Annotated in this window: 17 protein-coding genes; 10 read left to right on the top strand and 7 right to left on the bottom strand. The window is 75.0% G+C overall.

Annotated elements, in window-relative coordinates; translation table 11 throughout:
• Positions 1-13 precede the first annotated feature (13 nt).
• The 5 genes from AC067J_RS15880 (at position 14) to AC067J_RS15900 (ending at position 7,695) form a co-directional block, all read left to right on the top strand.
• Positions 14-4,447 carry a glycoside hydrolase family 38 N-terminal domain-containing protein gene (locus AC067J_RS15880; protein ID WP_478299489.1) on the top strand — a complete coding sequence of 1,478 codons (4,434 nt, stop codon included), beginning with the start codon at positions 14-16 and terminating at the stop codon, positions 4,445-4,447.
• Positions 4,444-5,220 carry a DUF7158 domain-containing protein gene (locus AC067J_RS15885; protein WP_478299491.1) on the top strand — a complete coding sequence of 259 codons (777 nt, stop codon included), beginning with the start codon at positions 4,444-4,446 and terminating at the stop codon, positions 5,218-5,220. The genes AC067J_RS15880 and AC067J_RS15885 overlap by 4 nt, the downstream gene beginning before the upstream one ends.
• 276 nt (positions 5,221-5,496) lie before the next feature.
• The gene (locus AC067J_RS15890; protein ID WP_478299493.1) at positions 5,497-6,075 is read left to right on the top strand and encodes a 3'-5' exonuclease; all 579 of its coding nucleotides are present in this window, start codon (positions 5,497-5,499) and stop codon (positions 6,073-6,075) included.
• A gap of 60 nt (positions 6,076-6,135) precedes the next feature.
• Positions 6,136-6,714, top strand: a complete 579-nt coding sequence (locus AC067J_RS15895) for a GNAT family N-acetyltransferase (RefSeq protein WP_478299495.1) — start codon at positions 6,136-6,138, stop codon at positions 6,712-6,714.
• A 156-nt stretch (positions 6,715-6,870) separates the two neighbouring features.
• Complete coding sequence (locus AC067J_RS15900) at positions 6,871-7,695, top strand: lipase family protein (protein WP_478299497.1); 825 nt, start codon at positions 6,871-6,873, stop codon at positions 7,693-7,695.
• Between the two features lie 119 nt (positions 7,696-7,814).
• Here the strand turns inward: AC067J_RS15900 and AC067J_RS15905 are convergent, their stop codons facing one another.
• From AC067J_RS15905 to AC067J_RS15915, 3 genes are all read right to left on the bottom strand, one after another.
• Complete coding sequence (locus tag AC067J_RS15905) at positions 7,815-9,146, bottom strand: HNH endonuclease (protein ID WP_478299499.1); 1,332 nt, start codon at positions 9,144-9,146, stop codon at positions 7,815-7,817.
• Positions 9,147-9,231: 85 nt separating this feature from the next.
• Positions 9,232-10,344 carry a FecCD family ABC transporter permease gene (locus tag AC067J_RS15910; RefSeq protein ID WP_478299501.1) on the bottom strand — a complete coding sequence of 371 codons (1,113 nt, stop codon included), beginning with the start codon at positions 10,342-10,344 and terminating at the stop codon, positions 9,232-9,234.
• A complete protein-coding gene (locus tag AC067J_RS15915; protein WP_478299503.1) occupies positions 10,341-11,588 on the bottom strand; it encodes a FecCD family ABC transporter permease in 1,248 nt (415 codons plus the stop codon). Before AC067J_RS15915 ends, AC067J_RS15910 begins: the two co-directional genes overlap by 4 nt.
• A gap of 141 nt (positions 11,589-11,729) precedes the next feature.
• Here AC067J_RS15915 and AC067J_RS15920 point away from each other — a divergent pair, with 141 nt between their 5' ends.
• Entirely contained in the window at positions 11,730-12,767 is a 1,038-nt protein-coding gene (locus AC067J_RS15920; RefSeq protein ID WP_478299505.1) for an ABC transporter substrate-binding protein, read from the top strand.
• Positions 12,764-13,723, top strand: a complete 960-nt coding sequence (locus AC067J_RS15925; RefSeq protein WP_478299507.1) for a siderophore-interacting protein — start codon at positions 12,764-12,766, stop codon at positions 13,721-13,723. Before AC067J_RS15920 ends, AC067J_RS15925 begins: the two co-directional genes overlap by 4 nt.
• A gap of 112 nt (positions 13,724-13,835) precedes the next feature.
• On the opposite strand, the gene AC067J_RS15930 is transcribed toward AC067J_RS15925, so the two are convergent.
• Together AC067J_RS15930 and AC067J_RS15935 are read right to left on the bottom strand one after the other, a co-directional pair.
• Positions 13,836-14,408, bottom strand: a complete 573-nt coding sequence (locus AC067J_RS15930) for a hypothetical protein (protein WP_478299509.1) — start codon at positions 14,406-14,408, stop codon at positions 13,836-13,838.
• 200 nt (positions 14,409-14,608) lie between these two features.
• Positions 14,609-15,256 (bottom strand): LysE family transporter, encoded by a 648-nt coding sequence (locus AC067J_RS15935; RefSeq protein ID WP_478299511.1) that lies wholly within the window; start codon positions 15,254-15,256, stop codon positions 14,609-14,611.
• 490 nt (positions 15,257-15,746) lie between these two features.
• Between AC067J_RS15935 and AC067J_RS15940 the strand changes: the two genes are divergently transcribed.
• Positions 15,747-16,007, top strand: a complete 261-nt coding sequence (locus tag AC067J_RS15940; RefSeq protein ID WP_478299513.1) for a GlsB/YeaQ/YmgE family stress response membrane protein — start codon at positions 15,747-15,749, stop codon at positions 16,005-16,007.
• A gap of 58 nt (positions 16,008-16,065) precedes the next feature.
• Positions 16,066-16,407 (top strand): PRC-barrel domain containing protein, encoded by a 342-nt coding sequence (locus tag AC067J_RS15945; protein ID WP_478299514.1) that lies wholly within the window; start codon positions 16,066-16,068, stop codon positions 16,405-16,407.
• A gap of 123 nt (positions 16,408-16,530) precedes the next feature.
• Here AC067J_RS15945 and AC067J_RS15950 read toward each other — a convergent pair whose 3' ends face one another.
• Both AC067J_RS15950 and AC067J_RS15955 read right to left on the bottom strand, forming a co-directional pair.
• Positions 16,531-18,228 carry a ricin-type beta-trefoil lectin domain protein gene (locus tag AC067J_RS15950; protein WP_478299516.1) on the bottom strand — a complete coding sequence of 566 codons (1,698 nt, stop codon included), beginning with the start codon at positions 18,226-18,228 and terminating at the stop codon, positions 16,531-16,533.
• Positions 18,229-18,669: 441 nt separating this feature from the next.
• A complete protein-coding gene (locus tag AC067J_RS15955) occupies positions 18,670-19,938 on the bottom strand; it encodes a cytochrome P450 (RefSeq protein WP_478299554.1) in 1,269 nt (422 codons plus the stop codon).
• 381 nt (positions 19,939-20,319) lie between these two features.
• On the opposite strand from AC067J_RS15955, the gene AC067J_RS15960 reads away from it, so the two are divergent.
• Entirely contained in the window at positions 20,320-26,703 is a 6,384-nt protein-coding gene (locus AC067J_RS15960; RefSeq protein WP_478299518.1) for a DNRLRE domain-containing protein, read from the top strand.
• Positions 26,704-26,754: the final 51 nt, after the last annotated feature.

The following is a 26,754-nucleotide window of genomic DNA, read 5'->3' on the forward strand; positions in this document are numbered from 1 at the left end:
AAGGACCCGCCCCGTGTCGGTCACCATCACCGCCGTCGAGAGCACGGACCTGTTCACCGGACCCGAGGACGCCCCGCGCCAGCTGCTGCGGGTCACCCTCGACGGCCCGCCCGCCCGGATCACCGTCACCGGCCCCGGCGTGCGCGGCGAGGCGACCGGTACGGGGCTGGTCGAAGTCCCCCTGGAGATCACCGGAGCAGCGGTCGGCGACCGGCTGCCGGTCGAGGTCGGCGCCCGGGCCGAGTCCGGTACCGGGTCCGGGGCCGGGTCCGGGGCCGGGGCCGGTGTCGGGTTCGGGGCCGGGGCCGGGGCCGGGGCTGAAGGGGTGGCCGAGGGGGTGGTCGAGGGCGTGGTCGAGGTCGCCGAACCCGGCTGGACCATGTTCCTGGTCTCGCACTTCCACTACGACCCGGTCTGGTGGAACACCCAGGCCGCCTACACCTCGCCCTGGGAGCTGCTCTCCGCCGACGCCACCACCCGGCCGCTCTGGGAGCGCAACGGCTTCGCCCTCGTCGACGCCCACCTGGACCTCGCCCTGCGGGACCCGGTCTACAAGTTCGTGCTCGCCGAAGTCGACTACCTGAAGCCGTACTTCGACCAGCACCCGGAGCGCCGCGAGACCCTGCGGCTGCTGCTGGAACGCGGCCAGGTCGAACTCGTCGGCGGCACCTACAACGAGCCCAACACCAACCTGACCGGCGCCGAGACGACGATCCGCAACATCGTGTACGGCATCGGCTACCAGCGCGACATCCTCGGCGGCGATCCGCGGACCGCCTGGCAGCTCGACGTGTTCGGGCACGACCCGCAGTTCCCCGGCCACCTCGCCGCCGCCGGGCTCACCGGCAGCGCCTGGGCGCGCGGCCCGTTCCACCAGTGGGGCCCGATCCAGAAGAACTTCCGCGAGGCCAAGGACGACGCGCGGGTCATGCAGTTCCCCAGCGAGTTCGAGTGGATCGCGCCCTCCGGCGACGGCGTGCTCACCCACTACATGCCGCACCACTACTCGGCCGGCTGGTGGATGGACTCCTCCGCCGACCTCGCCACCGCCGAACAGGCCGTCCACGAGCTGTACCGGAAGCTCAAGCCGGTCGGTGCGACGAAGAACCTGCTGCTGCCGGTCGGCACCGACTACACCCCGCCCAACAAGTGGGTCACCGCGATCCACCGCTCCTGGGCGGCCAAGTACCTTTGGCCGCGGTTCGTCTGCGCCACCCCGCGCGACTTCCTGGACGCCGTCCGCGCCGAACTGGCCGCGAGCGGCCGCCGGCCGAGCCCGCAGACCCGGGACATGAACCCGGTCTACACCGGCAAGGACGTCTCCTACATCGACACCAAGCAGGCCCAGCGGGCGGGCGAGGTCGCCGCCGTCGACGCCGAGAAGCTCGCCACCCTCGCCGCGGTGCAGGGGCTCGGGCAGTACCCGGCGGCCGCACTGGACAAGGTCTGGCGCCAACTCGCCTACGGCGCACACCACGACGCGATCACCGGCTCCGAGTCCGACCAGGTCTACCTGGACCTCCTCGGCGGCTGGCGGGAGGCGTACGACCTGGCGGCGGACGTCCGCGACCGGGCGCTGGACGCGCTGGCGGGGCGGATCGACACGACGGGGGAGGGCGAGGCCGTCGTCGTCACCAACACGCTCTCCTTCGACCGCACCGACCTGGTCGCCGTCCGGCTGCCCCGGGGGAACCGGTCCCCGGTGCGGGTGCTGGACGACACCGGCGCCGAGGTGCCCAGCGCCGTCGACCGCGGCACCCTGCGGTTCCTGGCCGAGGGCGTGCCCGCGCTCGGCTGGCGCACCTGGCGGCTGGTGCCGGCCGCCGTCGCGTCCGAGGACACCGCCTGGTCCGCGGCCGAGGGGTGCACCATCGCCAACGACCGGTACCGGGTGACCGCCGACCCGGCCCGGGGCGGCGGCCTGTCCTCCGTCCAGGACCTGTTGCACGGACGGGAGTTGATCCAGGACGGCCGGATCGGCAACGAACTGCGCGTCTACGAGGAGTACCCGCAGCACCCCGACTTCGGCGAGGGCCCCTGGCACCTCGTCCCCAAGGGGCCGGTGACCGGCTCCGGCGCGCGGCCGGCCGACGTCCGCCGCGAGACCGGCCCGCTCGGCGAGCGCCTGATCATCGGCGGCACCGTCGGCGAGGGCACCGTCGGCGAGGGCACCGTCGACGGGGGCGGAGGCGGCCTCCGGTACGAGCAGACCGTCACCCTGTGGCGGGGCCTGGACCGGGTGGACTGCCGGACCAGGGTGGTCGACTACACGGGAGCGGACCGGCTGCTGCGGCTCCGCTTCCCCGTCGACGTGCCCGGAGGGCTGCCGGTCAGCGAGGTCGCCGGGGCCGTCGTCGGCCGGGGCTTCGCCCTGCCCGACGTCGACTCCGCCGAAGCCCCGTGGACCCTGGACAACCCCGCCAACACCTGGTTCGGCCTCGGCTCCACGGCCCGCGTGACGCTCACCGACCCGGTCTCCGGCGCGGTGCTCGGCGAACGCGCGCTCGGTGTCGCCGAGGTGGTCGTCCCGGACCTCGAATCCGCCTCCGGGGCACGGGAGCTGGTCGTGGCACTGGCCCGGGTCGGGGTCACCGCCACCACCTCCGGCGCCGACTGGGCCCGGTACGGCTGGCTCGACGTCGACTCGAACCTCCCGGACTTCCGGATCCTCCTCGGCGGGCCGGAAACCAACGACGCCACCCGGGAGTTGATCGAATCGGCCGGTGCGCAGTACGCGGCGGCGCTGAAGGAGCACGGCGCCGTCTGGGTGCCCGCGCTCACCCCGCTCGCCGAGGTCTGGCAGCCCGGCGCCGACCTGCGCGACCTGCGGGCCCTGCCCGCCCTGGTCGTCACCGATCCGGCCGCGCTCGCCGCCGACCTCGCCGACGCCCGGATCGCCGCCGGCTGCCCGGGGCCGGTCCACGCCTCCGAGCAACTCGCCGACCACACCGTGGCGTTGCTCAGCTACGGGCTGCCCGGATTCGCCGTCGACGCCACCGGCGCGCTGCACCTCTCCCTGATGCGCTCCTGCACCGGCTGGCCCTCGGGCGTCTGGATCGACCCGCCCCGGCGCACCCTGCCCGACGGCGCGTCCTTCCAGCTCCAGCACTGGACGCACGAGTTCCACTACGCGCTGACCGGCGGGCCGGGGGACTGGCGCTCCCAGGAACTCCCCTCCCAGGGGCAGGAGTTCACCCACCCGCTGTACGCCCGCCTGGTTCCCGCCCAGGACGGACCGCTGCCCGCCGCGCTGTCCTGGCTGCGGGTCGAACCCGCCCGGCGGGTCCTGCTCGGCGCCCTCAAACCGGCCGGCAACCCGATCGCCCACGGCTCCGCCGCACCGGCCGGCGACCGACTCGCCGTCCGCCTGGTCGAGTCCACGGGCCTCGGCGCGGACGTGACGCTCGGGGGCGCCCTCGGGCTGACCGACCTGCACGCGGCGGACCTGCTGGAACGGCCGACCGGCCCGGTGGGCTCGGTCCCGGTGGGCTCGGTCCCGGGCGCGGCGGTCCCGGGGTCGGCGGATTCGGGCCCTGCGGGCCTCACAGGCCTCACAGACCTCACGGGTCTCCCAGGCCTCGCGCTCGCGGGCTCGCGGATCGCCACCGTGCTGGCCCGGCCCGTCGTCGCGGAACCCGCCGCCGGTCCGGTCCTCGGCCCGGTCGCCGAGGAGGCCCAGCCCGTTCACGCCCGGTACTGGCTGCACAACCGGGGCCCGGCACCGCTCGGCTACCTCCCCGTCTCGGTCGGCGCCTCGCCCGGCCTGCTGCGGACGGCCGGCGAGCCGGTCACCCTCTCCGTGGCGCTCTCCTCCCACCTGCGGGACACCGCCGTCGAGGGCACGGCGCGGATCCTCCCGCCGGAGGGCTGGACGGCGAGCCTCGGCGCCCGTCCCTACCGCCTGGAGGCCGGCGGGCACCTCCGCTTCCCCGTCACCCTCACCCCGCCCGCCGGTGCCGCGTCCGGCCTGTACTTCGCCGCCGTCCGGATCGCGTACGACGGCCAGGAGGTGGAGGACGTGGTCACCGTCGCCGTCGGCGACCTGCCGGACCTGCTGCCGGTCCCCGGCGACGCCCCCGAGGACTGGACCGCCGCCCAGGGCACCAAGTCCGCCGAGGGCCGCGACACCGGCCTGACCGTCGACGCGACCGTCGGGACCGTCCGCCTCACCCCCGGCGGCCACGCCGTGCTCGGCGTCCGTCTCGCCAACCGCACCCGCGGCGAGATCCGCGGCGAGCTGCAGCTCGTCTCCCCCTGGGGCACCTGGGAGACGGTCGCCGCCCCGGTCCGGGGCTTCACCCTCGCGGCCGGCGCCGAATCGGTCGAGGAGTTCGCCCTCGCCGCCCCCGAGGACGCCGACCCCGGCGCCTACTGGGCGCTCGCCAAGGTGATGTGGTTCGGCCGCTGCCAGTACGCCCCCACCGTCGCGGTGGTGGTCGAGCCGTGACCGCCCCCGCCCTCGCGTCCGCCGTCGCCCTCGCGGCCACGCCCGCGCCGACCGGGCCCGCCGACGCCCCGGTGCTCGGCCTGCTCGACGGCCGGCCGCTGCCGCGCACCGGCCTCGACCGCCGCCTCGCCGCCCTCCGCACCGGCCCGCGTGCCTCCGCCCTGCCGCAACCCGGCAGCGGGGAGGACCGCCAACTGGCCCGCTGGGTGGCCCAGGTACTGCTGACGGAGGAGCTGTGCGCGGCGGTCGCCGCCGAACGCGGCCTGACCGTCCACCCCGCCGCCCCCGCCCGCCTCGACCAGCAGGCCGCCGTCGAACTCGGCTCCATCACCGCCGCCGCGTACGAGGGCAGCGCGGCGGTCCGGGCCGTTTACGAGGCCGTCACCGCCGCCGTCACCCCCTCGGCCGAGGAGGTCGCCCACTACCGCACCATGACCGAGCCCGCCGTCGCTCCCGCCCTCTGGCACCTCGCCTTCCCCGACGGCGGCAGCTGCGAGGCCGACCCGGCGACCCTGCCGCACGCCCTGGCGGACGCCCTCCGCGCGGCCGCCCCGGACGAATGGGTCACCGCCGGGGGCTGGACCGCCGCCCGCCGGGGGCTCCCCGGCGCCGTGCCCGCCCGTCCCGACCCCGCCGCGACCGTCCGCGCCGCCGCCCGCCGCGCCGCCTTCGTCCGCTGGCTCGACCGGGCGCGCGCCACCCGCCTCACCCTCGTCCCCGGCCTCGAACACCCCGGCGACCCAGCCCAGCCCGACAACCACCACCGCCACTGACCACCCGACGCGCCCGGGCCGGCGAGCAGAACCTCGCGGCTACTCGCCGGCCCGGCCCGGCCCGGCGAGTATCCGATCCGATCCGAACCTCGGACGTCGGCCTTCAGGCGGTCCAGGACGCCGCGGACGTGAGGCTCCGCGCCGCAGCGGGCCCGGCCACAGGCCGGCCGGCACCGCAGAGTCACGGCCCGTCCGCCCCGACGCCGGTAGGCCGGGGGCGCCGGCGGCGGGAAATCGAGATGACCGCCGGCCCTTCGGCTCCCTACGCTCGGCGGCATGGAAACCGCTGGGGGACTGCTGAATGTCGTCGATGTCGAGGCGACGTGCTGGGAAGGACAACCGCCGCCCGGGGCGGTGAGCGAGATCATCGAGATCGGGCTGACCGTCGTCGACCTCGGCACGGGTGAGCGGGTCGGGCGGCACCGCATCCTGGTCCGGCCCGCGCGGTCCACCGTCAGCGGCTTCTGCACGGAGTTGACGGGGCTGACCCAGGCCGAGGTCGACACCGGTCTCGACTTCGCGGAGGCCTGCCGGCTGCTGGCCGCCGAGCACCGGTCCGGGGCCCGGCCGTGGGCCAGTTGGGGTGACTACGACCGGCACCAGTTCACCCGGCAGTGCCGGGCCACCGGCACCGCGTACCCCTTCGGACAGCGGCACACCAACGCCAAGGCGGTCTTCACCGAGGCGCACGGGCTGCGCAAGCGCCCGGGGATGGCCCATGCCCTGCAGATCGCCGGCCTGCCGCTGGAGGGGCGCCACCACAGCGGCGAGGACGACGCCTGGAACATCGCCGCCCTGGTCCTCGGCCTGGCGGCCCGGGGCGCCTGGCCCGACGGGGCGACCCCGCACGGGTGACAGCACCGTGCCTGGGAAGGGTGAGGTCGACGCCCGGTCACCACCCCTCCGGAGGACTCCATGCCGCTGCCCCTCTCACCCGTGCTGCTGACCGGTGACGACCTCGTACTGCGGGAGTGGGCGGGCGCGGACCTGCCGGCCATGGTGGAGCTGTTCGACGAGCCCGGCATCGCCGATCGGACCACGCTCCGCTCGCCCTTCGACCTGGACGCCGCACGGGAGTACCTGGAGACGATCGAGCGCACCCGATCCGAAGGGGAACGACTCCACCTCGCGATCACGACCGACGGCCACGAGCCCCTGGGCGGCGTCATGCTCAACCTCTCCCGGGGCACCATGGGGTACGCCGTCGGCACCGCCCACCGTGGGCGACGGCTCGCCCTGCGTGCCGTGCGGCTCCTGACCGACTACGCCCACCACGTCCTGCGACTGCCCCGGCTGGTGCTGGAGATAGAGGACGACAACGCCCCCAGCATCGCCGTCGCACGGGCCTTGGGCTTCCGCCCCACCGACGACGAGCCCGAACAGGTGTCGGGGAACGGCCGGACCCTCTCCTGGCACACCTGGGTCCACGACGTCCCCGCGGACCAGGCGGCCACGGCCGTTCCGGAGCAGCCCGCCCGCGGGCAGCGGAGCTGACGCGCCGGCCGGGGCGCCCGGCTTGCGCCCGGCCGACGGCCCGTGGCGCGTCCAGGGCCGTACGGGTGGTCCCGGGCGCGGCCGGTTCACGGTCGTTCGTGTGCGGGACTGCGTTGCCGGGTGACCCGCTGCGCCCCGCTCCCCGGAGGACACCCGATGGCCATCCCCGCCCTGGACCACTCGACGACCGGCTACTCCCTCCCGCACGCCTACTGGATGGCGCAGGCCGCCGGACTCGCCGCGCTGGACCGGGCGGGAATCGAGGAGGCGGCCCGCTCCTGGGGCTTCGACGAGGTACGGCACTTCGAGTCGACGCACCGGATGCCGTTCCCGATCGAGGACACCCAGGCCTACGTGATGGCCGGCGACCGCATGATCGTCGCCGGCTTCCGCGGGACCGAGGTGCTGAAGATCCACGACTGGCTCACCGACGTCAACACCCCGCCCGTCCCCGGCCCGGCGAACAAGGGCTTCGTCCACTACGGCTTCCACCAGGCCCTGCAGTCCGTCTACCCGCAGATCCGCGACACCGTCCGCGACCTGCGCACCGACGGCCAGACCGTCTGGTTCACCGGCCACAGCCTGGGCGGCGCGCTCGCCATGCTGGCCGGCGCCCGCTGGTACTTCGAGGAGCCGCAGCTGCTGCCCGACGGCGTCTACACCTTCGGCCAGCCCCGCACCTGCGAGCGGCTGCTCGCCGGCGCCCACAACGCGGCCTTCCGGGACCGCTGCTACCGCTTCGTCAACAACAACGACATCGTCCCCCAGCTCCCGCCCGAGCCGGTCTTCACGCACGTCGAGGCGCTGCGCTACTTCGACGCGGACGGGAAGCTCCACGAGCGCATGCCGCTCGTCGCCGGCCTGAAGGACCGCGCCAAGGGCGTGCGCGCCGACCTGTTCGCTCCCGAGACCGACGGGATCAAGGACCACCACCTGTCCAACTACCTCGCCGCATTCGAGAAGAACCTCGCCAAGGCCTGACGGCAGCGAGGCCGCCGGGGGCGTGGGCCTGTTTCCCCGTGCGCGGGGCGCTGAGGGAGGGTCGGTCCCCGACCGGCCCTACGGCGGCGGGGCCGTGGCGCCCGCCGGGCGTCGGCAGGCTACGGCCGGGCCATCCACGCCCGGTGCTCGCGCCCGGCGACCGCCGCGAGGATCTCGCGCAGGGCCTCCCGGCTCCGGCCGCGCGTCTTGATCGCGTGGCAGTTCGGGCAGAGCGCCGCCATGGCCGCCGGGTGGTCGCGTCCCCCGCCGCCGATCTCGTCGATGTGGTCGACCTCCAGCAGCGGCTGACCGCCGTCCGTGACGTCGTCCGGCTGGCCCCCGCACCCGGGGTTCTCGCACTTGCCGCCGCAGCGCAGCAGTACGGCCTCGCGGGCCTGAGGTATTCGCACCGGGCGTGCGGAGCCGGCGACCCGGCGGCCGCGCGTGCTCCCTTCCCGCTGCTCCACCTCGTCGACGAGGTCCCGGTACCGGCTCGGCCGCGGGATCCGGAGGGCCTGGCGCGCCACTGCGTGCCCGTCCTCGGTGCTCGTGGTGCTCGTGGTGCTCGCGGGGCTCGTGGTGCTCGCGGGGCTTTCGGAGTCCCCGGTGTCCTCTGCGCCGTCAGCACGGGAAGCCCGGTCGCACCGCCGGTGGCGGCTCTGCCCGGGCAACAGGCCTCCGGCGTCGCACACCGGGCAGATGCGGCCGTCCGGGCGGTTGGCCGACGGCTGGTCGACCGTGTCCGGGCCGTGCTCGGGCGTGGCGGCGTCCGTCGTGTCGAGGCCGTGCTTGGCCCGGAACATCAGGACGGCTGCGCGGCGCCGTTGTTGCGGGTCGGTCAGGGCCTTGAACGCGGCGTCGTGCTCGTCCTTCGCCGCCGTGAAGGCCTCCGCGATCCGCTGCCGGAACGCGCGTCGGCCGAGGAGGTGCTTCTTGATCTCCTTGAGGCGTTCGCCCGCAGTGCGCTTGGCCCGAAGGGCGGCGTCCTCCGCCGCCTTCAGCCTTTCGAGCCGGCTGGGTTCGGCCGTCTCCGTCCCCTCCGTGAGGACCACGGCAGTGAGGGTCCGCAGGTGCTCGGCGGACTCCTCCACCTGCCTGTGCGCCTTCCGGACGGCGGAGGGATCCGACGAGGGGCTCGCCTTCAGTGCGTTGAGCTTCGCCCAGGTCGCGTCGTGCTGCTTCTTGAACTGACGGTAGGTCCTGCTCCCGTTGAGGATCTGCGCCTCGAAACGCTGGCGTTCGTTCGAGGCCGTCCGGAAGGACAGCTCCGCCGCATTGGCCCGGCGCAGGGCCTTCTCGTGCACCTCCTGGTCGGCCTGGAGCTGTCGGACCTCCTGCCTCGACCGCTCCTGGGCCGCGATGAACCCGGTGTGGGCGGCGTCGAACCGGGTCCAGGCCCGGAGGCCCTCGGCGTCCTCCGCCGTCGGCCCCTGCTCACGTGTCTCGCTCAACTGGTCCTCCACCCCGTGTCGCGGTGATCATTCTGGCATCCGGACGCGCACCCGGAGGGGGCGGAGCGCACGGCCGGGCGGGGGGTCAGAGCCTGCCGGCGCGGTGCTGGGTGGCGAGCAGCCAGACCAGGTAGCCGCCGCCGAGGACGCCGGTCACCACGCCGACGGGCAGTTGCCGGTCGCCGAAGGCGCTCTGGGCGGCGAGGTCGGCGGCGACGAGCAGGGCGGCGCCCATGGCGGCCGAGGCGAGGAGGTTGGGGCCGGGGGCCCGGGTGAGCCGGCGGGCCAGCTGCGGGGCGGTGAGCGCGACGAAGGACACCGGTCCGGCGGCCGCCGCCGCGACCGAGGCGAGCAGGACGGCGGAGGCCAGCAGGACGACGCGGATCCGCGCGACCGGCACGCCCAGCGCGACGGCGGCGTCGTCGCCCATCTCCAGCATCCGCAGGCCCGGTCCGCAGGCGAACAGCACGACGGGGACCAGGACGGCGAGGACGGCCAGCAGCGGCAGCGCGTCGTCCCAGCCGCGTCCGTCGAGGCTGCCGGTGAGCCAGAGGAGGGCGCGGGCGGCCTCCATCAGCTTCACCCGGGTGAGCAGGTAGCCGTTGAGGCCGGTGAGCACGGCGGCGGCGCCGATGCCGACCAGTACCAGACGGTGGCCGGTGACGCCCTGACGCCAGGCCAGGGCCCAGATCAGCGCCCCCGCGCCGACCCCGCCCGCGACCGCGCCGCCGGCCAGGGCGAGGCTGCCGCCGCCGGCCGCCACGACGAGCAGCGCGCCGGAGGCGGCGCCCTGGGTGAGGCCGAGGATGTCGGGGCTGCCGAGCGGGTTGCGCACCAGGGCCTGGAGCACGGCGCCGGAGAGCGCGAGCGCGGCGCCGGTGAGCAGCGCGGTGGCCACGCGCGGCAGCCGCAGCTCGTTGACGATGAAGTCGGCCGCCGGGTCGCCGCCGCCGGTGAGGGCGCGGATCACCTCGACGGGGTCGAGCGGGTAGTCGCCGCGGCCGAGTGTGACCACGGCGAGCGCGAGGGCGACGAGCACGAGGACGGTGACGGCGGCCACCGCCCGGGGGCTGTAGCGCACGGAGAGGCCGCCGGCGGTGCGGACGGCCCTGGTGCGGCCGGTGGCCCGGGCGGCCCGGGCGGCCGGCACGTTGGGTGCGGCCTCGGTGCGGCCGGCGGGGGGTGTGGTCGCGGTCATGCCCGGGCCGCCTTTCCGCGACGGACGAAGAGGAGGAAGAACACGCCGCCGAGCACCGCGGTGACGATGCCGACCTGGAGCTCGCCGGGCCGGCCGAGCACCCGGCCCAGCACGTCCGAGCCGAGCAGCAGCACCGGCGCGAGCACGGCGCAGTACGGCAGCATCCAGCGCAGGTCGGGCCCGGTGAGGGCGCGCACCAGGTGGGGCACGGTCAGGCCGACGAAGACGATCGGCCCGCAGGCGGCGGTGGCCGCCCCGCACAGCAGGGTGACCGCGACGATGGCGGTGGCGCGGACCCGGGCGGGCCGGGCGCCCAGCGACTGCGCGGCGTCCTCGCCCATGGCCAGTGCGTTGAGCGGGCGGGCCAGGGCGAGCGCGAGCACCAGGCCGACGAGGACGAACGGCGTGACGGCGGCGACGGTGGCGGGCACGGCGGAGGCGAGCGAACCGACGGTCCAGAAGCGCATCCGGTCCAGCGAGGCGGAGTCCAGCAGCATCACGGCGCTGACGTACGAGTAGAGCGCGGCGTTCAGCGCGGCGCCGGACAGGGCGAGCCTGGCGGGGGTGGCCTGCCGCCCGCCGCCGACCGCGTACACCAGGACGGAGACGACGGCGGCGCCGAGCAGGCCGAACCACACGTAGCCGGTGAAGCCGCCGATGCCGAGGAAGGCGATCGCGGAGGCGATGGCCGCGGAGGCGCCGGCGTTGATGCCGAGGAGCCCGGGGTCGGCCAGCGGGTTGCGGGTGACGGCCTGCATGACGGCGCCGGCCAGTCCGAGCGCCGTACCGGCGAGCAGCCCGAGCAGGGTGCGCGGCACCCGCATCCGGTTGACGACCGTGTAGGCGGGCGAGTCGGGGTCGGTGAGGCCCTGCCAGACCTCGGCGGGGGAGAGCGCCTTGGCGCCCACCGCGACGCTGAGCACCAGGACGGCGGCCAGCAGGAGCAGCGCGGCGACCAGGCCGAGGGCGCGGGCGCGGTTCCGGCTGCGCGGCCGGGCCGCCGGGTCCGCCGGGGCGGACAGGTCCGCGGGATCCGCCGAGTCCGCCGGGGCCGCCGGGGCCGCCGGGGCGGACAGGTCCGCGGGATCCGCCGAGTCCGCCGGGGCTGCCGGGGCCGCGGCCGCGGGCGCGGGCGGGGAGGACAGCTTGGCCGGGGTGGGCGGCGTGGCCGGCGCGGGCAGCGCGGTTCCTCCGGCCGGTTCGGCCCGCTCGGGCGGCTCCGAACGGGGGATGACGTCGTGCATGGTGGTGCTCCGGGAGCCGGCGGACGGGACGCCGCCGGGGGGCCGACGGCAGAAAGCAATGGTTAGGCTAACCTAATGTCGATCTCGGGTCGCCGCGGCCCCGACTCCCTCACCTGCACCACCACGAACAAAGGCGCTCCCATGCCCATCGCCCGTCCCCCACGTCCCACCCGCCGCACCGTGCTCACCGCCGCCGGGGTCGCCGGCCTCGGCGCCGCCCTCGCCGCCTGCGGCAGCGGCGGCGGCTCGAAGGGGACGGGTGGCCAGGACGCCGCCGACGGCAAGGCCTGGTCCTTCACCGACGACCGGAAGAAGGCCGTCACCGCCAAGAGCACCCCGAAGCGGATCGTCGCCTTCACCGGCACCGCCGCCGCCCTCCACGACTTCGGCCTCGACTCCCAGTTGGTCGGCGTCTTCGGCGAGACCAAGGGCGCGGACGGCAAGGCCGACCCGGCCGCCGGCAACCTCGACGTCGACCGGGTGACGATCGTCGGCAACGCCTGGGGCGAGTTCGGCATCGAGAAGTACGCGGCCCTGCGCCCGGAGCTCCTGGTCACCCACATGTACGACCCGGACGCCCTCTGGTACGTGCCGGACGAGAGCAAGGACAAGATCCTCGCGCTCGCTCCCAGCGTCGCGATCACCACCGCCCGGGTCCCGCTGCCCGAGCCCATCAAGCGGTACGCCGAACTGGCCGCCTCGCTCGGTGCGGACCTGAACGCCAAGCAGGTCACCGACGCCAAGGCCCGTTTCGAGGCCGCCGCCGAGACGCTGCGCCAGGCCGCGAAGGCCGCCGGCGGCCTCAAGGTCATGGCCGCCTCCGGCAGCGCCGACCTCTTCTACGTCTCCAACCCGGCCCTCAGCACCGACCTGATGTACTTCCGCGAGCTGGGCATCGACTTCGTCGTCCCCGACGCGCTCGACCCGGCCGGTTACTACGAGGCCCTGAGCTGGGAGAACGCCGCCAAGTACCAGGCGGACCTGATCCTGCTCGACAACCGGACCACCGCCCTCCAGCCCGCCGACCTCGCGGCCAAGCCCTCCTGGGCCGCGCTGCCCGCCGTCAAGGCCGGCCAGGTCACGCCGTGGGACGCGGTGCCGCGGTTCTCCTGGCTGGGCGCGGCCCCGCTGCTGGAGAACCTGGCCAAGGCCGTCCAGAGCGCTCGGAAGCTCGGATGACCGCGACGGACGGGGCGGGCACGGCGGGGACGCCCGGCGCGACGGGCGAGGTGGGCACGGCGGCGACCGGCGGCGCCGCGGACCTCGACGCCGCCGTGGCGGAGGCCGTCGAGCAGTTCGGCTTCTTCGCCGCCGAGGTGGTCCGCAGCCGCAGGCTCGGCCCGACCATGATCCGGATCACCCTCGGCGGCGCGGGGCTCGACGGCTTCGCGAGCGGTGGGCGGGACCAGAGCTTCTCGCTCTTCCTGCCCCACCCCGGCCAGGACGCCCCGGTCCTCCCCGTCGAGGCCGGTGCCGGCTGGTTCGCCGAGTGGCGCGCCCTCGACGAGTCCGTACGGGCCGTCATGCGCTCCTACACCGTGCGCGCCCAGCGTGAACTCCCCGACGGCGGCACGGAGCTGGACGTCGACTTCGCCCTGCACGGCGACACCGGACCGGCCTCCCGCTGGGCGGCGCGGGCCGAACCCGGCCACCGGGTGCTGCTGCTCGGCCCGGCCGTCGCGGACAACCGCAGCGTGGGCTTCCGGCCGCCGGCCGACACCCGCACCGTGCTGCTCGCCGCCGACGAGACCGCACTGCCCGCGGCCGCCGCGATCCTGGAGTGGCTCCCGGCGGACGTCACCGTGCACGCGTTCCTGCAGGTCCCGCACGCCGAGGACATCCAGGACCTGCCCACCCGCGCCACCGGCGAGACGCGGTGGCTGATCGGCACCGACCTGCTGGTCGAGGCGGTCCGCACCGCCGAGTTCGCCGGCGACGGAGCCGACGGGGTGTACGCCTGGCTCGCCGGCGAGGCCGGTACCGTCCGTGCGCTGCGCCGCCACCTGGTCGGGGAGCGCGGCATCGACCGGCGCCGGATCGAGTTCTCCGGCTACTGGCGCCGCGGCGCCTCGGAGGAGGACCTGCGCGCCGAGGCCCTGGCCGCCTACGAGGCGGGCACGGCCGAGGACGCGTAGCGCCACGGAGGCGTAGCGCCGCCTGTGGGCCGTACCCGCCGCCCGGCGGATACGGCCCACAGGGCCTCCGTCAGGTCTTCGTGCGTCGACGCAGGGCGCGCCGAGGCACGCCCTACACCGGGAAGGGCCAGGTCGGGCACCACGGCGGGATGACCTGGCCGGGGTAGGGCGGACCCCACGGCGGGCAGGTCGGGAGCGGCGCGGGCGGCGCGGAGGTCCACAGGACCTTGCCGTTCAGCTCGACCGCGATCGCACCCTCGCTGTAGATGGTCAGCTCGGCACCCGGGCGGCCGCCCGTCCCGCTCGACCACAGCGGCGTGTTGTCGGCGGCGTAGACGACGAGGTTGCCGTCGCCCTGCATGACCAGGACGTTGCCGTTGGGTATGGCACCCTTGGCCACCCAGATCGCCTTGCCGTCGCGGTACAGCACGACGTTGCCGTCGCCCTGCATGGCCAGCATGACCTTGCCGTTCGGCGAGTACCAGGCCTGGTTGCGGTTGAGCACGCTGTTCGCCGGGATGCGGGTGGGCGGGGCCGGGGCCGCGGCGGGGGCAGCGGCCGTCCCGGAGGCCGAGGGGGCCGGCGGGGCCGCCGGGGCGGCGTGGGCGGTCCCCGTGGCGAGGGTGCCGAACGCGATCGCGGCGATGGCTGCCAGGGCGGCGGCTCGTGTGCGGATGCTGGTCATGGGTGGGCTTCGGATCCTTCCGGACGTGGCGGGCGCGCGGTGGCGCGCTTCTGACGAGGCGTCGGGTGGGCCTGGGCGCTGCTTGAGCGCCGCGCGTCAGGCTATGGCAGCCCGGCCGGGGACAAGAGGCAGCTTCACCGGCAGCTTCACGGCGGGCGGCGGGCGGCGGGCGGCGGGCGGCGGCGGGTGGGCCGGACGGTTCAGGCGGACCAGACGAGCCGGGCGGCGAGGCCGAGGACGACGGCGTGGCCGAGCACGCCGGTGGCGAGGCGGCCGCGCGGGCCGGTGAGGGCGCGGCGGAGGAGGGCGCCGCCGGACGCGAGCAGCGCCTGCCAGCTGGCCGAGGCGGCGAAGGCCGCGAGGACGAACACCAGGCCGTGTCCGAGGGAGTGGGGACCGGTCCGTCCGCCCACCACCAGGGCGCCGAAGTAGACCACGGTGAGCGGGTTGAGCAGGGTCAGGCCGACCAGGGCCGTGTAGGTCCGCCACGGGGAGGCGTCCGCCGAGGCGGCGGGTCCGGTGCCGTCGCCCGGTGCCGTGGTGTCCTGCTCGTGCCGGTACGCGCGGACGACGCCGCGCAGTCCGCGTGCGGCGAGGACGGCGAGCACCCCGGCGGCGAGGAGTTCCAGGTACCCCGCGGCCGGGGTGATCAGCCGGGCGAGGGTCGCGCCGCCGAGCACCGCCGCCAGGGCGTAGAGGCCGTCGGCGGTGGCCACGCCCAGCGCGGCGGCCATGCCGCGGCCGAGGGAGACGCGTGAGGCGAGGGTGACGATCAGGACGGAGATCGCGCCGACCGGCATGGCGATGCCGTAGCCGGCGAGCAGTCCGGAGAGGAGGGCGTCGGTCATCGGGAACCGGTCTCCGATTCGGGGGGGCGAGGGCGAGGGCGAGGGCGGTGGAGGGGTAGGGGCGGGCGCGGGTACGGGTGCGCGGCTCCGGGGTGTCCGGAGCGTAGTACCGGCCGCCCGCCCGTACCACCGGTTTTCGCCGGGCCCGCGCCGGGCCGGTACCGCGCCGGCCCGGTACCGCCGGGGTCGTCGTCAACAGCGACGTCGTCGTCAGGCACCGGTCCGGCCGGGTGCGCGGTTCCACGGGCTGTCGGTGGTCTCGCTCGGCGGCAACGGCCGGTCCGAGCACGTGATCAACGGCACCGGCGCCGCCACCTCGGGCACCTCGACCGTCCCGTCGACGGTGGTCTCCTACCCCTGAGTCGCCGGGCGGCCCACCTCGGGGGCGCCGGGTGCGGATCCGGGAGGAGTGGACCCGCCGGTCCGGGGCAGACGGTGGACGCCCCCGGCCGACCGGCCGGGCGCACGGAGCCGAACGGGAGGCAAGCACATGACCCTGATCTGGGCACTCGTCATCGGGCTGGTCGTCGGCCTGCTCGCCAAGCTCGTCCTGCCGGGCCGCCAGCCCGTGCCGCTGTGGCTGACGGTCCTGCTGGGTCTGGCCGGCGCCCTGGTCGGCAACGCCCTCGCGGGCGCGCTGGGCGTACGGCACACCGGCGGGGTCGACTGGATCCGCCACCTGCTCCAGGTCGGCGTCGCCGCGGCGCTCATCTCCTTCACGACCGCGGCCGGTGCGGGCCGCCGCCGCTGACCCGCACGCGGACCGGCTGCGAGAGAACCCGAACCCTGCTGGAGGAGAAGGAGTCCCGATGAACGACAACGACGCCCTGTGGCGCTACACCGGCGGGTCCGGGCACGCCCCGGCCCTCGACCTCACCGGCTTCGCGGTCCACGCCCTCGACGGCTACGTGGGAAAGGTGGACCGGCACACCGCGGAGGTCGACGCCGCCTACCTGGTGGTCGACACCGGCTGGCTCTTCGGCCACCAGGTGCTGCTGCCGGCCGGCACCGTGACCAGGATCGACCCGGCCGAGCGGATCGTCCACATCGGCCGGACGAAGACCGACATCAGGTCGGCGCCCCCGTTCCTCAACGCCCTGGACCCGGCCTACTTCCAGCTCCTCGGCGGCTACTACGGTCCGCTGGCGTAGGGCTCGCCGCGGCGGGCCGGGGCGGTTCCGGCCGGAGTGCGTGCGGCGGGGGAGGGCGCCGGGCGAACGAGCGGGGCCCGCGACGCGGTGCGCGTCGCGGGCCCCCGGCCGTTCGGGGGCCGGTCAGGCGCTGTCGGGAGCGAGGTTCCAGCGCTGGTTGGTGCCGCCGTTGCACGACCAGACGGTCAGGGCCGTGCCGTTGGCGTCGTTCCAACCGGGAAGGTCCAGGCAGGTGTTCGAGGCGGGGTTGTGGAGCGTACCGTCGGGGCGGTACTTCCAGATCTGGCCGCCGGTGCCCTGGCAGCCCACGATGACGGCCGGCGCACCCGGGTCGGTCCGGTTGTCCTGGACGGTGACGCAGCGCTCCCCGGTCCGCAGGGTGCCGTCGAGGGCGAAGGTGAACCGCTGGCTCGCGGAGCCCCAGCAGTCGTAGAGGCGCAGGGCGCCGTTGTCGGGGGCGCCGTAGTTGTCGAGGCAACGGGCCGGGTTGTGGACGGAACGGATGCTCTGCCCGACGGGCGCCCCCGAGATCACCCGCGGCCGGCCGAAGCGCGGCTGGTCGCCGTCCGGGGCGGCGCTCGGGTACTGGACGACCCGGCCGTCCGCGACGGTGGCGATCAGTTCGGGGCGGCCGTCCGCGTCGGTGTCACCGGGCGAGTCCACGGTGGGGAAGGTGCCGTCGGCGAGGCCGACCGGGAGCACGGGGTGGGCGGCGGGGGCCGTCCACCGCCGGCCCGCCCCGTTGTCGCAGTCCCCGATCGCCAGGTGGGTGCCCGCGGTGGCGGCACCCGGCGCGTCGAGGCACTTGCCCGAGTTCGGGTTCTTCAGCGTGCCCGGGTAGGGGCCGGTGACCCACTTCTGGGCCGGGCTGCTGTTGCAGTCCCACAGGTTGACGGGTGAGCCGCCGGCGGTCGCGCCGCCGGTGACGTCGAGGCACTTGCCGAGGACGTGCAGCGAGCCGTCGGTGCCGAGCGTGAACCGCTTGTTGGGAGCCGCGCCCTGGTCGGCGCAGTTCCACAGCTGGGAGGCGGTCCCGTTGCTCGTCCACGCGTGGTCGATGTCGGCGCACAGGTCCTTGCCGTCGGCGTCCTTGAGCGCGGACACCAGGGGCCGGTTGGCCGGCAGTGTCAGGCGCGCGAAGCCGCTCACGGGCTTGCCCACGGCGTCCAGCGGCAGCGGCAGGCCGGTGACGGCGCCGGTCACGGTGTCCCGCACCCAGAGCGTCGGCACGCCGGCGACGTCACCGGGGGACATCAGGGTGAAGCCGCTCCAGTCGGCACCCTCGGCGCCGAGTTCGACACCGGCGCCGAAGTTGCAGTCGCCGAGGGGGCTGGAGGGGTAGTACCGCAGGTGGCCGTTCTCGACGGTGACGAGGTTGGTGTCCCCGGCGCCCCGCTGGACCGCCGTCAGCTGGGTGATCTGCTTCCAGGTGCCGTCGATACCCTGCTCGCAGATGCTGCTGGTGCCCAGCTGGAGGGGTGTGCGGGTGAAGTGGCCGGGGGCGGGGTCCGGGTACGCCTCCGCATCGTTGATGTAGAGGAAGAGCTGCTTCTCGGTCTTGTGGTACGCGAACAGCGAGTCGCCGCTGCCGACGTAGGCGCCCCGGTGGGCCAGCAGGTAGTTGTTCCAGTCGTCCCCACGGGGGCTCCTGCTCGCCGTGGACGCCGTCTCGGGCCCGGCCCCGCCGGCGCTGCCGCCCCGGTACAGGGTCAGTGAGCCGTCGGCGGCCGGGGTCAGGAAGTCGGGAACGCCGTCGAGGTCGACGTCACCGGAGACCCGCGCGGCGGTCGTCAGGGCCGGGCCGGCCTGCTTCGCCGTCACGGAGGCTTCCGCGAACGCGGCTCCGGGCGCGGCCAGCGCGAGACCGCCCGCGCACAGGAGTGCGAGGCTTCTCGCCAGCGGGCCCCTCAGCCGTCCGGGAGCACGGGATTCTCGCATGATGTGTCAGTTCGCCTTCGCAGCAGTGTCCCCGCGATCCGCGTACGCGGGCCAGGCGTGTCACGTCCGGCAAACGAGGGAGGGGATTCGTTCGATGGGATGCGCGCATTCCGACTGATCGCCAGGTGAGTTTCCATCACATCGGCGACCGGTGCGCGGTCGAACGTTAGTGCGTGCGAATGTGGGCTGGCAATCCGGCTTCCGCGAACGCGGCGGTTGCCTGCGTCGCCACGACGGCGCAGGTCACGATGGTGCCGGCCGCGGGGGCGACGGGGGTACCCCGCCGGCCCCGGCGGCCTCCGGCAGTCCCGCCCCCGGCGGTGCTCACGGCTCCGCGAGGACCGCCGGGGTCGGGCCGTCGGGGCGGACGGTGATGCTGTAGGCGGCGCCGGCGGGAGTGCTGAGGAAGTCCACCCGGTGGGCGGGGAGGAGGAGTTCGAGCACGGCGACGGACTCGCGGAGGGCGAACTGGGTGCCCAGGCAGGCGCGGGCGCCGAGGCCGAACGGGAGGTAGGCGGCCAGGTGCGCCGGGCGGGCGCCGCCGGCGGTGAACCGGGTCGGGTCGAAGCGGCCGGGGTCGGGCCAGAGGGCCGGGTCGCGGTGGGTGAGGTACGGGCAGACCAGCAGGTCGGTGCCGGCCTCGATGCGGTGGCCGGCGAGGGTGTCGTCGGTGAGCGCGTGCCGGGGCAGGATCCAGGCCGACGGGTAGAGCCGGAGCGTCTCGCTGACCAGCGCCTGGACGGCCTCGCGCCGCTCGGGCGAGCCCTCGGGGCCGGCTGCGAGGGCCCACTCGCGGGCGCCGGGGTGGCGGTCGAGGAGCAGGAAGAGCCAGGTCAGCGTGGTGGCCGTGGTCTCGTGGCCGGCGACCAGCAGGGTGACCAGCTCGTCGCGGATCAGCCGGTCGGTGTACTCGGGGTGCTGCTTCGCGGCGTCGAGCAGGACGCGGAGCACGCCGGGCCCGTCGGGGCCGTCCTCGCGGCGGCGGGCGGCGTCGATGGCGGCGTGCGCGACGGCGTCGATCCTGGCGAGGTCGGCGGCGACCGCCTCGTGGGCCTGGTCGCCGTCCGAGGGCAGCTGGGGGAGGGCGGCGACCACGGTGGCGATGCGGTCGAGTTCGTGCTCGGTGGCCGTGTCGAGCGGGTGGCCGGTGAGGGCGCGCCAGATGGTGTCGAGGGCGAAGTGCCGCATCTCGTCGGCGACGTCGAAGCTCTCGCCGGTGCGTGCGTACCCGGACCAGCGGTCGGCGGCGCGCTGGGCGGCCGCGGCGATCCGCTGCTCGTAGCGGCGCATCCCGGTGCCGGTGAACTGGGCCTGGAGCATGCGGCGCTGGCGCCTCCAGGCGTCGCCGGTGGCGGACAGGACGCCCTCGCCGGCGAGCAGCCGGGCGCGGTGGGAGCGCTTGACGTAGCGCTCGGGGTGGCGGCCGAGCACGTGCTGGACGGCCTCCGGGTCGGTGACCAGCACGGTGGGCCGCGGGCCGATCCGGAACGCGGCGACGCCGCCGAGGCGCCGGTGGGTGCGGGCCAGCAGGTCGACCAGCTCGGCCTCCTCGGTGCGCCACTCCTCGACCGCCTCGGCGGGGAGCTCCGGCACGGGGGAGGGTGAGGGTGAGGGGGAGGGTGAGGGGGAGGGCACGGGGGAGGGCCCGGAGGCGGGGGTGGAGGGGGCGCGGTCGGGGCCGGGGCCGGGGTGCGCGGTGGTGGTCACGGGTGCCTCCTCGGTCGGGGACCTGCGTCGGGTCCGCGCTGACTCTACGTCAGCCGGACGGGGGCCGGTGACGGTCCGCCCGCCGGGCGTCAGATCGGTGAAGCCGGGTGAATCCCTTGTGGATCTTGATCACGATTGCACGACTACCGGCTGGTATTGGACCGCGCTGGACCCTTTGGCAGGATTTGGGTTGATGTTGACCCGTCAACGAGATCCCTATGCTCCGGTCTTCCGCCGTCACCTTCGACGGCGAGTCAAGGAGCTCCCATGAACCACCCCATACCCGGAGGCAGATCCGGGAGGCCCGCCGCCGCGCGGCCGGGCCGCGCCCTCCGGGCGCTGAGCGGGACGGTCGCCGCGGCGGTCGCGGTGTCCCTGCTCGCGGGCACCCAGCCCGCCCTCGCCACCGCCGCCGCCGGACCGGCCGGGCCCCGGCAGCCCGGTGCCGCCACCGCCACCACCGCGGCCGACCTGCCCTCCGCCCGGGTCGCGGCCCGGCTCACCGGCAAGCGGGTCGAGGCGCTCTCCGAGCGCACCGAGACCTCGACCACCTGGGTCGACAAGGACGGCACCCTCACCACCGAACTCGCCGCCGGCCCTATCCGCTTCCAGCGCGACGGCCGGTGGACCGACGTCGACCTCACCCTCCAGTCCGCGGCCGACGGCTCCGTCCAGCCCAAGGCGCACCCGCGCGGGCTGCGCATGGCAGGCGCCGGCGGCGAGCGGGTGAAGAACCTCGGGGAGGCCCAGGCGGGGCGCCAGCAGGCCCGCACCCTGGTCACCCTCGGCACCGGCGAGCAGCAGGTCGAGCTCCAGTGGCAGGGCGGTCTGCCCAAGCCCGAGCTGAACGGCACCCGCGCCACCTACCGGGACGCGATCGCCGACGGGGCCGCCGACCTCGTCGTCGAGGCGACCCGGACCGGCTTCGAGCAGTTCGTGACGCTCAAGCAGCGGCCCGCCGCGGCCGGCTTCTCCTACACCATGCCGCTGGTCGCCAAGGGCCTGAAGGCCGAGGCGCAGCCGGACGGCAGCGTGCTGTTCACCGACCGGAGGACCGGCGAGCAGCGCGCCGTGCTGCCCGCGCCGGTGATGTGGGACGCCACCGTCGAACCGGGCTCCAGCGAGCACGCCCGGCAGGCCGGGGTCGACCTGAAGGTCGTCCAGCGCGGTGACCGGATCGACCTGGTCTTCACCCCGGACGCGGCGTTCCTCGCCGACCCGGCGACCAGGTACCCCGTCACGGTGGACCCGTCCACCACCGCGCTCGGCAACGCCTTCGACACCCGCGTGCAGAAGGGCGAGACGGTCGACTGGTCGGCCGACACCGAGATCTACTGGGGCAACTCCGGCACCAAGAACGCCGACGGCAGCTCCCGCGAGGCCCGGGCGTTCATCAACTGGAACACCGGTCCGATCGCCGACGCGCTGATCACCAAGGCCACCCTGTCGCTGTACGACTTCCACTCCGGCAACAGCGACTGCCAGCCGTACACCTGGGAGGTCTGGGACACCGGCCTCGCCTCCACCGCCTCCCGGTGGACCGCCCAGCCGGCCTGGAACTCCAAGAAGGCCACCTCCACCGAGACCAAGGGCCGCGACGCCTGCGGCGGCGACGGCTGGATCAACGCCGACGTCACCAACCTCGTCCAGACCTGGACCTCGGCGAAGAACACCACCTCCGGCATGGGCCTGCGCGCCCCCGACGAGACCTCCACCAAGTACTGGAAGGAGGTCAACTCCGCCAACGCCGCCACCAACGTCCCCAAGCTGACGGTCACCTACAACTACCGCCCGCGCACCGGCACCGACCAGCAGGCCGGCTCGCCGTTCTACAAGGACCCGGCCGGCACCTGGTGGGTGGACTCGACCACCCCGACCCTGCGGGACACCTTCGTCGACCCCAACAACGACAAGGTCGACGGCACCTTCCAGATCTTCGACGCGGCCACCGACACCCAGGTCGGCAACGTCCTGGTCTCGCCGTACGTCCCGAGCGGCCAGCCGGCCTCGGTGACCGTTCCGGCCGGGGTGCTGGCCAACGGCAGGACCTACAAGTTCCGCACCTCGCCGTACGACGGCCTGCACTACAACAACAACTGGTCGGCGTGGGCGTACTTCACCGTCGACACCTCCGCGCCCTCGGCGCCGACCGCGATCGCCTCCACCGACTACCCGTCGGGGCAGTGGGTCAAGGGTGCCGGACAGAGCGGCGTCTTCACCGTCACGCCCCCGGCCGGCGACCAGAGCGGCCTGGAGTGGTCGCTGGACGGCACCAACTGGACCGAGGTCGCCACCAACGGCTCGACGAACCCGGTCGCGCTCACCGTGACCCCGGACAAGGCGGGCACCAACACCCTGCGGGTGCGGGCCACCGACCGGGCGGAGAACCGCTCCGAGGCGGCCGCCCACACCTTCCAGGTCGGCGCCGGGGGCGTGACCGCGCCCGCGGACTCGACCCGCACCGCCGCCCGGGTGCCGCTGGCCGCCGAGGCCGACGGCGCCGTCTACAACCAGGTGTCCTTCTCCTGGCGGCGCTCCGACGCCGACGCCTGGACCCCGGTCCCGGCCGGTGACGTCACGAACGCCGGTACGCCGCTGACGGCGTGGCCGGTCGCCCTGACCGCCGGGAAGAGCCCGGCACTGGTCTGGAACACCACCGCCACCGTCACCCCGGACGGCACCGTCCAGGTCCGGGCCGACTTCACCGGCGCGGGCGGCGCGGCCGTCTCCGCCGAGCCGGTGCAACTGATCGTCGACCGCAAGGCGGACGGCGCCACCACCACCCAGGCCGGCCCCGGCACCGTCAACCTGCTGACCGGTGACCTCACCGTCAGCACCAGCGACGCGTCGTTCTTCGGCATGACGGTCAGCCGCACGCACTCCTCCCGGGACCCGTTCGCGGCGGCCGACCGGACCGGCCAGGCCGCCATCTTCGGCCCGAACTGGCTCTCCGGCGTCGGCGCCGACTCGCTGGGCACGGGGTTCACCGAGATCCGGAAGACCTCCGCGACCTCGCTCGACCTGGCCGCCGGCGACGGCAGCACCGTCGGCTACACCGCCAACGCGGCGGGCGACGGCTGGGTGCCCGAGCCGGGCAGTGAGCACCTGACCCTGCGCGGTTCCTTCGCCACCGGGGACTTCACCCTCTCCGACACCGACGGCGCCGTCCTGACCTTCGCCAAGGCCGGCCCGTCCGCCACCACCTGGACGGTCGCCACCAGCCTGATCGACGGCATCTCGGACACCACCAGCAAGATCGTCTCCGAGACCGTCACCGTGGACGGCAAGACGCTGACCCGGCCGCGCATGATGATCGCCCCGACCACCGCCGTCCCGGCGGCGACCTGCTCGGCGGACCCGACGGTCAAGGGCTGCCGCGTCCTGCAGCTCGTCTACGGCGCCGCGACCACCGCCACCGGCACCACCGACCCGGCGACCTTCGGCGACGTCGCCAACCAGGTCAGCGGCATCCGCCTCTGGGCCACCGCGCCCGGCGCGGCCAACGCCACCGCCACCGACGTCGCGGCCTACCGCTACGACAGCACCGGCGCGCTGCGCCTGGCCTGGGACCCGCGCCTGGGCACCGCCTCCACCACCCGGTACGACTACGTGACCGGTACTGCGGCGGCGGGCGCGCTGGACGCCGTCCTGCCGCCGGGCGTCACCGGCGGCTACCACATGGCGTACGGCAACATCCCCGGCACGCCCGCCTCCGGTGAGGGCATGCTCACCAAGGTGTGGACCAGCACGCTGGCCCCCGGCACCACCTCCACCGTCAACGGCACCGCGACGACCAGCTTCGTCTACGGCGTGCCGCTGACCGGCGCCAAGGCCCCCGAGGACCTGTCCGCCGCGGCGGCCGCCGCCTGGGGCCAGACCGACCTGCCGACCGACGCCACCGCGGTGTTCCCGCCCGACCAGGTCCCGGCCTCCCACCAGGGCGCCGACCTCGACCAGGGCGACTACACCCGCGCCGTCATCGGCTACCTCGACGCCTCCGGGCAGCAGGTCAACTCGGCCGCCCCCGGGCACCGGATCACCACCACCGAGTTCGACAAGTGGGGCAACCAGGTCCGCTCGCTGACCGCCGCCAACCGCGAGCTCGCCCTCGGCACCGGCACCGGCGCCGCGGCGAAGCTCGCCGACCTCGGCATCAACACGCTGCCCACCGGCGAGCGTGCCCGACTGCTCTCCACCAGCACGGTGCGCAGCGCCGACGGGCAGCGCGAGACCGACACGTACGGCCCGCTGCACCGGGTCACCCTGGCCGCCGACGCCACCGCCGGCGCGACCGTCCTCGCCAAGGCCGGCAGCCAGGTGGTCGCCCGCACCCACACGGTGAAGACCTACGACGAGGGCCGTCCGACCGACGGCACCGCCAAGGTCCGCGACCAGGTCACCACCGCGGTCACCGGCGGCTGGCTGCGGGCCTGGCCCGAGGTCTTCGCCGAGCAGCGCAAGGACCGGACGGTCTACGACTGGGCGCTCGGCCTGCCGACCCGCTCCGTCCAGGACGCCGACGGCCTCGCGCTCACCACCGTCACCGGCTACGACGCCAAGGGCCGGACGGCCTCCACCGCACTGCCCGCGTCCAACGGCACCGACGCCGGCACCACGCTCACCACGTACTGGACCGCCGACGGCACCGGCCCCTGCGCGGGCCGTCCCGAGTGGGCCGACCTGCTCTGCCGCACCGCCCCGGCGGCGGCGATCACCGGCGGCGGCGCGAACCCGGCGCAGGGCGTGACCAAGACCGTCCAGTACGGACTCTTCGGCCAGCTCGCCCAGAGCGACGAGACGGCCAACGGCACGACCCGCACCACCGTGGTCACCGCCGACGCGGCGGGCCGCCCGGTCACCACCGCCGTCACCGGCGGCGTCGGCACCGCCGTCCCGTCGGTCACGGTCGGCTACGACCCGGCCAACGGGCGGATCACCCGGCAGACCTCCGCCGGCGGCGGCACCATCGACCAGGCCTACGACGCGCTCGGCCGCCTGATCTCGTACACCGACGCCGACGGCGGGGTCACCACCACCGAGTACGACGCGCTGAACCGGCCGGTGAAGACCACCGACAGCGTGCCGTCGACCACCACCTACACCTACGACACCGCCGTCGACCCGCGCGGCAAGGCCACCTCGGTCACCGACTCGGTGGCCGGAACCTTCACCGCCCGCTACGACGCGGACGGGCGGATCACCACCCAGGGCCTGCCCGGCGGCTACACCCTGACCGTCGGCCAGGCACCCTCCGGGGCCGCCGTCAGCCGTACCTACACCAAGGACTCGGACGGCACCGTCGTCCTGGTCGACGGCATCACCGAGACCGTCCACGGCCAGTGGGCCACCCACACCGGCACGCCCGGCGTGACGGCGGCGCAGACCTACGCCTACGACGGTGCCGGACGCCTCGTGCAGGTCCAGGACACCTCGGTCGACGCGGTCTGCGTCAACCGCGGCTACACCTTCGACCGGAACACCAACCGGACCGCCCTCGCCACCAGTACCGCCCCGCGCGGCCAGGCCTGCACCACCTCGGGAGCCACCACCCAGACCAACACCCACGACAGCGGCGACCGCCTGGTCAACGCGGGCTACGCCTACGACGCGTTCGGCCGGACCACGGCGCTGCCCGGCACCGCCCTCGCCTACTTCACCAGCGACCTGGTGCAGCAGCAGACCACCGGCGCCGCCCGGCAGACCTGGACCCTCGACTCCGCCCAGCGCCAGCGCGCCTGGACCGCCGAGACCAACAGCGCCGGCACCTGGACCGCCACCGCGGCCCGCACCAACCACTTCGCCAACGACGGCGACAGCCCCCGGTGGATCACCGAGGACGCGGCCGGCAACGTCACCCGCAACGTCGCGGGCGCGGCCGGCGACCTCGCCGCCACCACGGCGAAGACCGGTGCCACCAGCACCGTCCTCCAGTTCACCGACCTGCACGGTGACGTCGCGCTCCGGCTCCCGCTGGACACCGCCGTCGCGCCGACCGTCCTCGACCACGACGAGTACGGCAACCCGCGGGCCGGACAGCCCGCCGTGCGCTACGGCTGGCTCGGCGGGCAGGTCCGCTCGGACGAGACCCCGAGCGGACTGACCCTGATGGGCGTGCGCCTGTACAACCCGGCGACCGGCCGCTTCCTGTCCGCCGACCCGGTGGCGGGCGGCAACGCCAACGCCTACGAGTACACCCACGGCGACCCGCTCAACCGCTACGACCTGGACGGCCGCTTCGACTGGCGCCGCCACTACGAGGAGGTCAAGGCCTGCGGCCGGCTCGGCATCTGGGGCTGCTCGCTGGCGACCACCATCTCCGGCATCGCCCTCGCCCTGACCGGCAGCGGTGCCCGCAACAACGCCACCCGGCACTTCATGTGGCAGTCCGCGCTGACCTTCTTCTTCGGCTACTACGCGGCGAAGCGGATCGGCGACGCCCACGAGTACGGCGAGCGGTGCCGCGGCACCAGCGGGCGGGACTGCGACACCGCGGTCGACCAGCACAACAACTCGATCGCCAGGTCCTTCGCCGGCAGTTGGGGCGGCTGGTCCTACATGTGGGTGTCGTACTGGTGGTACGGGCTGTGGGGCATGATGTACAACCTGCGCACCATCGGCCGGAGCCTGTACGCCCGGGACATCCTCTGGTGACCGCGCGCCGGTGACGGCGCGACCGTGAGACCGCGACGGCGCACGCTCCGG

The sequence above is a fragment of the Kitasatospora sp. NPDC042419 genome, from assembly GCF_056437345.1.